The following is an 8,230-nucleotide window of genomic DNA, read 5'->3' as shown; positions in this document are numbered from 1 at the left end:
GACAGTCAACCATAAGAGGAAGCGGAGCCTAGGAACTCCGCTCACTGCTTACTGGCTCGTTTTCTTTTGGGTTAGCCCAAATCCTAACACCCTCTTAGCATCACGTTCCGAGCTTGCGCTCTTCAGCATATTTCCCCTTCCATGAAACTACTACTCGTTGAGGATGAGCCTAAGCTCGCCACGTTCGTCAGCAAAGGCTTTCGGCATGAAGGCTACGAACTGGATGTGGCTTACGACGGCCAGATGGGGCTCTCCATGGTGCGGCAGCAGCCCTACGACCTGGTGATTCTGGACGTGAACCTGCCCCACATCAACGGTTTTGAGCTGTGCCGGCTCATCCGGGCCGACTACCCGCGCCTGCCGGTGCTGCTGCTCACGGCGCTGGATAGCCTCGATGATAAAGTAACTGGCTTTGAGGCCGGGGCCGATGATTACCTCGTCAAGCCATTCGAATTCAAGGAGTTGCTTCTGCGGGCGCGGGTGCTCACGCGGCGTGGTACCGAAGCCACCGCCGTGAAGCAGGTGCTGCGCCTGGCCGATTTGGAATTGAACCTCGACACCAAGGCCGTGACCCGCGCCGGCCAGCGCATCGAGCTCACCACCAAGGAATACGGCCTGCTCGAATACCTGCTCCTGAACCGCAACCGGGTAATTTCGCGGGTCGATATTGCCGAGAAAGTCTGGGACTTGAATTTCGACACCAATACGAATATCATCGACGTGTACGTGAGCCACCTGCGCAAGAAGATGGACAAGGGATTCGGTATGAAGCTGATTCATACCGTGGTGGGCATGGGCTACGTGGCCCGCGAGGGCGGGTGAGAGTAGTAGCGCGGACTTTTAGTCCGCGAGTTGAATAATAATGCTCGCGGATTAAAAGTCCGCGCTACAATTCATGCTGATTCGCAACAAGCTGATTCTGCGCTTTACGCTGCTCGTGCTGGCCATTCAGCTCGGGTTTTCGGCGTTTGTGTACTACTTCCACGCGGCGGCGCGGGAGCAGCGCTTCACGCGGCGGCTGGCGGGCAAGGCCATCATGACGGCCCGCCTGCACCTGCGCGCCGCACCCGCCGATTCGGCCGGGGCCGTGCGCCGCACCTTCAGCCGCAGCGACCTGCTGACCATCGAGCAGGAAGAAATCAGCATTTACGCGCCGGATAACCGGCTTATTTACGTGAGCGCTGACACCGTGCCGCAACAGACCAACCAGAGCCAGCTACTGCGGCTGGCGGCGGGCGCGCCACTGGTGCGCTTCCGCACCGGGCCGCTCGATGCGGTGGGCTTTACCTACGGGCCGGCGGGGCAGCCCTACCGGCTGTTTGCGGCCGGCTACGACGAGCTGGGCTGGGCCCAGCTGGCCAGTCTGCGGCTGATTTTGCTGGCCGGCAACGTGGGGGCGCTGGTACTCATCATTCTGGCCGGCTGGTACTTCGCCGACGAGTCGCTGAAACCCATTGCCCGGGTGGTGAAGCAGGTGAAGAAAATAACCGCCCGCGAGCTGAGCCGCCGCGTGGATGAAGGCAACGGCACTGACGAAATCGCGCAGCTGGCCATCACCTTCAACCAGATGCTGGGCGGACTGGAACAGGCTTTCGAGGCCCAGCGCAGCTTCGTGAGTCACGCCTCGCACGAGCTGCGCACGCCGCTCACCGTGGCCCTGGGCACCCTGCAAACCGCCCTGGCCTACGACCAGACCCTGCCCGATGCGCAGGAAAGCATGGCTTCGGCCGTGGAAGATTTGCGCCAGCTGGTGGGCATTACCAACGGCCTGCTGGCCCTGGCCCAGGCCGGCGAGATGGGCGGCCGCCGCGAACCCGTGCGCCTCGACGAGTGCCTGACCCAGGCCGTGGCCCAGTGCCAGGCCCGCCACCCCGGCCGGCTGGTGCAGGTGGCTTTCGGCGATATTCCCGACCAGCTGGATACGCCCTTTGCCGTGGCCGGCAATGCCCAGCTCCTCACCACGGCCCTTCTCAACCTGCTCGACAACGCCTGCAAATATTCGGCTGCCGAGGTGCGTGCCACCCTGGGCTACGCCAACCCCGATACGGTGCAGGTAGCTGTGACCGATGCCGGCATCGGCATTGCCCCCGACGATTTGTCGCGGGTATTTGAGCCGCTGTACCGGGCCGAAAACGGCCGCCAGCAGCCCGGCTACGGCATTGGCCTGGCCGTGACGCAGAAAATTGCGCAGCGGCATGGCGGCACGCTGGTGCTGGCCTCGGAGCCGGGGCAGGGTACCACGGCCACGCTGCGCCTGCCGGTGGTGGGGTAGGGGGCAACGGAAAACGACTGTCATGCAGAGCGTAGCGAAGCATCTCGCGTGTGGTAGTAATCAAAATAGTGAAGGCGTTATTGATTAGTGACGGCATGCAAGATGCTTCGCTACGCTCTGCATGACGGGCTTTTTCTTCCTGCTCTCCTCCGCACACGCTCTTGCCCTAGCCCTACCTCGCCCCGCTCACATTTTAATGTTTTTTAATCTCGTGTTCAGGCCAGGTTAATACCGGTTCGGGTCCTTTGTAGCCAACACTGCCACTGGCTTTGCTATGAAGAGAACCGCTCAAACCCGTCCGCGCATGCTGCTCTACCTGTTGGTGGGGGCCCTGGTGCTGTCGACGGCGTTCAACTTTTACTGTTTGCTGCGGCTCGAAACTCATGCCTTTGACCAAGAGCTGGAGGCCCAGCTGCGTGTGCCCACTGCCCTGCTGCTGCCGCCCGATTCGCTGCAGCAGCCCGCCGCCGCACCGGCCGATTCGCTGCTGGCCGCCCAACCCTGATACCTCACGCTATTCTTAACCCCGCCCAACACCATGTTCTCTCCTTCCTATTCGACTGCTCCGGTAAATTCCGAAATGCTGCCCCGCCAGCAGGTGCTGCTCGATGCTCTTTTTACCTGTGCCACGGCCTGCAACGAGTTCATTGCCTACAGCTGGAATGAGCCCGACCTCCCGAGCCGGGCGCGCAGCATGCGCCTGGGCCGCGACTGTGCTGACCTGTGCCAACTGGCCGGCGTGTTCGTGGCCCGTGGTTCCGAACACTTCCGCTACATCCTGCGCGAGTGCGCCGAGCTGTGCCGCGCCTGCGCCGACGAAACCACCCAGCACCCCGGCGACCTGAGCCGCCGCTGTACCGAGGCCTGCCGCATGGCCGAAGACGCCTGCCGCACCAGCTACTAGGGCTTCATTCCTGCTCCTTTCTCCCTTCTCATTCATCCTTTTTCCGCCTTAGCCATGACGACGACCAGCTTCTCCGCCCTTTCGCCCGCCGCCCAGTGGCAGGCCGTTATTCAGCTGCGCTGCGACATGGTGCGCCGGCTGGGCCGTTCGGCGGCTTCGCTCTCGTGGTGGCACCGCGCCATTCTGGCCGCCGACCCGGTGCTGGACTGGTCGGCCGACCAGCATACGGCCGTGGTGCGCCGGGGCCAGGTGCTGCTCGATTTCATGGCCCGCTGCTACCTGGTCACGCCCCGCGCCTCGGCCGTCCGGCCCGATGCCGTGGACGAGGAGCTGCTGGCCCTGCTGCCCTAAGCCGCCGGGCCGGCAGCCCTTTTCCTGTTGATTTTTCTCCTTTCGCGGACCCCACTATTTTTTTTATGCTGATTAACCCTTTTCGCCACCTGCGCCCCGTGCTGTTTCTGCTACTGCCCGTGCTGGGCGGGGCCGCTCTCACCGGCTGCGGCAATGGGGAAGCCAATACCCCCACCAAAGACGACCAGCCGCTGGAACTGCCCGTGGTGCGCCTCGTGGCCCACGATACCGTGCTCACCCGCGAATACGTGGCCGAGATTCAGGCCGAACGCAACGTGGAGCTACGGGCACGGGTGAAAGGCTACATCGAAAAAATATTCGTCGATGAAGGCCATGTGGTGAAGAAGGGCCAGCCCCTTTTCCAGATTTCGGCCGCCGAATACCGCACCAAGCTGGCCCGCCTGCACGCCGCCCTGAGCAACGCCGTTGCCCAGGCCCGCGTGGCCGCCCTGCAGTTGGACCGCGTGAAGATGCTCACCGCCAAAAACGTCATCACCGCCTCGGAGCTCGACGTAGCCCGCGCCCAGCTGAACGCCGCCGAAGCCAACGTGGCCCAGGCCCGCTCGGCCCAGAGCAACGCCGCCCTTATGCTGAGCTACACCCTGGTGCGCGCCCCTTTTGACGGGGTGGTAAACCGCGAGCTGCTGAAAGTGGGCAGCCTCGTGGACGATGGCACGCTGCTCACGACGGTATCGGACGCGAGCGAGGTATTCGCCTACTTCAATGTGTCGGAAGCGGATTACCTGGAATTCATCAAAACCCGCGCCCAGGACTCGGCCCGCAGCACCAATATGGTGCGGCTGGTGCTGGCTGATGGCTCGCTCTACTCGCCCCCGGGTAAGATTGAAACCGTGGAAAGTGAATTCGAGTCCAACACCGGAGCCATTGCCTTCCGGGCCCGTTTCGGTAACCCGAAGCGCATTCTCAAGCACGGCGCCACCGGCAAGGTGCGCCTGGCCAACACGGTATCGGATGCCGTGCTGGTGCCGCAGAAAGCGGTGTTTGAGCAGCAGGACAAATACTACGTGTATGTGCTGAACAAGCAAGGCATTGTGCATCAGCAGAGCTTCCTGCCCAAAAGCCGCCTGGCGGCCTACTACGTGGTAAAATCGGGGCTGAAGCCGGGCGAGCAGGTGGTGTGCGAAGGCATTCAGGACCTGCGCGACGGCACCCATATTGCCGGGCGGGCAGTGACGCTGAAAAGCGTGGCGGCGAACGACTAGGCGGGGACGCCCTCCGCGGGTCACCTCACCCCCCGGCCCCCTCTCCCGTGGAGAGGGGGAGCCTGACGATTTCCGTCCCAAGCATAACCGGTGCCCCCTCTCCGCGGGAGAGGGGGTCAGGGGGTGAGGTGACCCGCCCGAACGACTAAAAACCCTTCTGATTCTATGTTCAATATCTTCATTCGGCGGCCCGTTCTGTCGCTCGTTATCTCCCTGTTCATCACCCTGCTGGGGCTCGGCGCGCTGTTTGTGCTGCCGGTTACGCAGTTTCCGGATATCGTGCCGCCGTCCGTGACGGTGCGGGCCAAGTACAACGGCGCCAATGCTGAAGTGTGCGCCAAGGCCGTGGCCACGCCGCTGGAGCGCGCCATCAACGGCGTGCCGGGCATGACGTACATGAACACGGTGACGACCAACAACGGCACCACGCTGGTGGAGGTGTTCTTCGAAGTGGGCACCGACCCGGACCTAGCCGCCGTGGCCGTGCAGAACCGCGTAACCACCATTATCGACGAGTTGCCGGAGGAAGTTATCAAGGCCGGCGTGACCACCGAGAAGGAGGTAAACTCTATGCTGCTCTACCTCAACGTGGTGAGCGACGACAAAAGCGTGGGGGAGAAGTTTATCTACAACTTCGCCGATATCAACGTGTTGCAGGAGCTCAAGCGCATCAAGGGCGTGGGCCTGGCCGAGATTATGGGCTCGCGGGAATACGCCATGCGCGTGTGGCTGAAGCCCGACCGCATGCTGGCCTACAAGCTGGGGGCTGATGAGATTGTCACCGCCATTCAAGCCCAGAATATTGAGGCGGCTCCCGGCCGCTCGGGCGAAAGCTCGGGCCAGAGCGCCCAGGCGCTGCAGTACGTGCTGCGCTACACGGGCAAGCTTTTCGAGCCGGAGCAGTACCGCCAGCTGGTGGTGCGGGCCAACCCCGATGGCTCGGTGCTGCGCCTGCAGGACGTGGCCGACGTGGAATTCGGCGCACAGACCTACCGCATGACTTCGAAATCGAACGGGCAGCCCTCTGCCGCCATCATGCTCAAGCAGCTTCCCGGCTCCAACGCCTCGGACGTGATTGACGCGGTGAAAACCCGCATGGCCGAGCTGCAAAAAACCAACTTCCCGCCCGGCATGCGCTACAGCATCAGCTACGACGTGTCGCGCTTCCTCGATGCCAGTATTCACGAAGTGCTGCGCACGCTGGCCGAGGCCTTTTTGCTGGTGTTCGTGATTGTGTTCCTGTTTTTGCAGGACTGGCGCTCGACGCTGATTCCGGCCCTGGCCGTGCCGGTGGCGCTGGTGGGCACGCTGTTTTTTATGAAAATCATGGGCTTCAGCATCAACCTGCTCACGCTATTTGCGCTGGTGCTGGCCATTGGTATTGTGGTCGATAACGCCATTGTGGTGGTGGAGGCCGTGCACGCCAAGATGCACGAGGAGCATTTGAGCGCCATGGATGCTACGCTGGCGGCCATGGGCGAGATTGGCGGGGCCATTATCGCCATCACGCTGGTGATGTCGGCGGTGTTTATTCCGGTGTCGTTTATGAGCGGGCCGGTGGGGGTATTCTACCGGCAGTTTTCGCTCACGCTGGCCATTGCCATTGTCATTTCGGGCGTTAATGCCCTGACGCTCACGCCGGCCCTTTGCGCGCTTTTGCTGAAAGAGCCGAAAGCTGATAGCGAGCGCACGGGCCTGATGGGCCGGTTCTTTGCCGGCTTTAACCGCCGCTACGAAGCCTTTGCCGACCGCTACCAGGTACTGGTGCGCACGGTGGCCTCGCGCCGAGTGATTACCGTGGCCATGCTGCTGTTTTTCTTCGGCGCAACCTGGGGCGTGAGCCGGATTCTGCCCACCGGCTTCATCCCGAGCGAGGACCAGGGCATGGTGTACATCAACGTGACCACGCCGCCCGGCGCCACCGTGGAACGCACCCAGCGCGTGCTGGATAAGGTGCAGCGCGTGGCCAGCAAGCTGGGCCCTGTAGAGTCGGTTTCGACCCTGGCCGGCTACAGCTTGCTCAACGACGTGTCGGGTGCCAGCTATGGCATGGGCATGATTAACCTCGCCGCCTGGGACAAGCGCGAGCAGTCGACCACCGACATCATCAACGAGCTGAAAGCCAAAACCCGCGGCATCACCGATGCCCAGATTCAGTTTTTCACGCCGCCCACGGTGCCGGGCTTCGGCAACGCCGGCGGCTTCGACTTCCGGGTGCTGGACCGCACCGGGCGCGGCGATTTGCAGCAGACCGCGAAAGTCACGCAGCGATTTATTAAGGCCCTGAACAAGACGCCGGCCATCGAGGGCACGTTCTCCGGCTTCGACCCCAACTTTCCGCAGTACCTCATCCACCTCGATACCGACCTGGCCGCCAAAAAAGGCGTGACCGTGGAGCGGGCCATGAGCACCCTGCAAACCCTGATGGGCGCGAACTACGCCTCCAACTTCATCCGCTTCGGCCAGATGTATAAGGTGATGGTGCAGGCCCTGCCCAACGCCCGCACCCAGCCCGAGGATGTGCTGAAGCTCTACGTGAAAAACGACCGGGGTGAGATGGTGCCCTTTGCCACGTTCCTGCGCCTGGAGCGCGTGTACGGCCCCGAGCAGCTCACCCGCTACAACATGTACACCTCAGCCCAGGTGAACGGCGACGCCGCGCCCGGCTACTCCTCCGGCGATGCCGTGAAAACCATTCAGGAGGTGGCGGCCAAGGAATTGCCGCGCGGCTACAGCTACGAATGGAGCGGCATGACCCGCGAGCAAATTATTTCGGGTAACCAGGCGCTGTACGTATTCGGCATCGTGCTCATCTTCGTGTACCTGCTGCTGGCGGCGCAGTACGAGAGCTTCCTGCTGCCCCTGCCGGTGCTGCTGAGTTTGCCCACCGGCATCTTCGGCGCCTTCCTGGCCCTCAAGCTGCTGGGCCTCGAAAACAACATCTACGCCCAGGTGGCCCTGGTAATGCTGGTGGGCCTGTTGGGCAAAAACGCCATTCTCATCATCGAATTCGCGGTGCTGCGCCGCAAGGAAGGCCTCTCGGCCCTCGACGCGGCCGTGGAGGGTGCCCGCTCCCGCCTGCGCCCGATTCTGATGACTTCGTTCGCCTTCGTAGCCGGCCTGATTCCGCTCTGCATCGCCGACGGCGCGGGCGCGATGGGCAACCGCTCCATTGGTACCGCCGCTGCCGGCGGCATGTTCATCGGCACCATCTTCGGGGTAATCCTGATTCCGGGGCTTTACGTGCTGTTTTCGCGGGGCAAGAAGGAGAAAGTGGAAGAACCGCTTTCGGAGGAGGAAGTACGCGAGGCAGCCCACGCGTAACCTCACCCCCCGGCCCCCTCTCCCGCGGAGAGGGGGAGCCAGACGACTTGTAGCACATGCTTCAGCTTGTGCCTAGAAAATTAAAACTGCTTTATGTCTTTCATTCCCTCATTCCTTTTTTCTGATAATAACTCAACAACGAGTCGTCAGGCTCCC

At 62.4% G+C, this 8,230-nt stretch carries 7 protein-coding genes; all 7 read left to right on the top strand.

The window, feature by feature from the left end; translation table 11 throughout:
- Positions 1-141 precede the first annotated feature (141 nt).
- The 7 genes from HBN54_RS06255 to HBN54_RS06225 all read left to right on the top strand — a co-directional run bounded on the left by HBN54_RS06255 (position 142) and on the right by HBN54_RS06225 (position 8,074).
- Positions 142-822 carry a response regulator transcription factor gene (locus tag HBN54_RS06255; protein ID WP_168672278.1) on the top strand — a complete coding sequence of 227 codons (681 nt, stop codon included), beginning with the start codon at positions 142-144 and terminating at the stop codon, positions 820-822.
- Between the two features lie 73 nt (positions 823-895).
- Positions 896-2,272 (top strand): sensor histidine kinase, encoded by a 1,377-nt coding sequence (locus HBN54_RS06250; protein WP_168672277.1) that lies wholly within the window; start codon positions 896-898, stop codon positions 2,270-2,272.
- A gap of 274 nt (positions 2,273-2,546) precedes the next feature.
- Positions 2,547-2,777, top strand: coding sequence for a hypothetical protein (locus HBN54_RS06245; protein WP_168672276.1), 231 nt, complete (start codon positions 2,547-2,549; stop codon positions 2,775-2,777).
- 33 nt (positions 2,778-2,810) lie between these two features.
- A complete protein-coding gene (locus HBN54_RS06240; protein WP_168672275.1) occupies positions 2,811-3,176 on the top strand; it encodes a four-helix bundle copper-binding protein in 366 nt (121 codons plus the stop codon).
- Positions 3,177-3,230: 54 nt separating this feature from the next.
- Positions 3,231-3,527: a hypothetical protein gene (locus HBN54_RS06235; protein ID WP_168672274.1), complete on the top strand. Its 297-nt coding sequence runs from the start codon at positions 3,231-3,233 to the stop codon at positions 3,525-3,527.
- Positions 3,528-3,592: 65 nt separating this feature from the next.
- Positions 3,593-4,750, top strand: a complete 1,158-nt coding sequence (locus HBN54_RS06230; protein WP_168672273.1) for an efflux RND transporter periplasmic adaptor subunit — start codon at positions 3,593-3,595, stop codon at positions 4,748-4,750.
- Positions 4,751-4,915: 165 nt separating this feature from the next.
- Positions 4,916-8,074, top strand: coding sequence for an efflux RND transporter permease subunit (locus tag HBN54_RS06225; RefSeq protein ID WP_168672272.1), 3,159 nt, complete (start codon positions 4,916-4,918; stop codon positions 8,072-8,074).
- Positions 8,075-8,230: the final 156 nt, after the last annotated feature.

The sequence above is a fragment of the Hymenobacter artigasi genome, from assembly GCF_012275535.1.
GTDB lineage: Bacteria > Bacteroidota > Bacteroidia > Cytophagales > Hymenobacteraceae > Hymenobacter > Hymenobacter artigasi.
The sequence above is the reverse complement of the archived record's forward strand: the minus strand, read 5'-3'. Positions and strand labels throughout refer to the sequence as shown.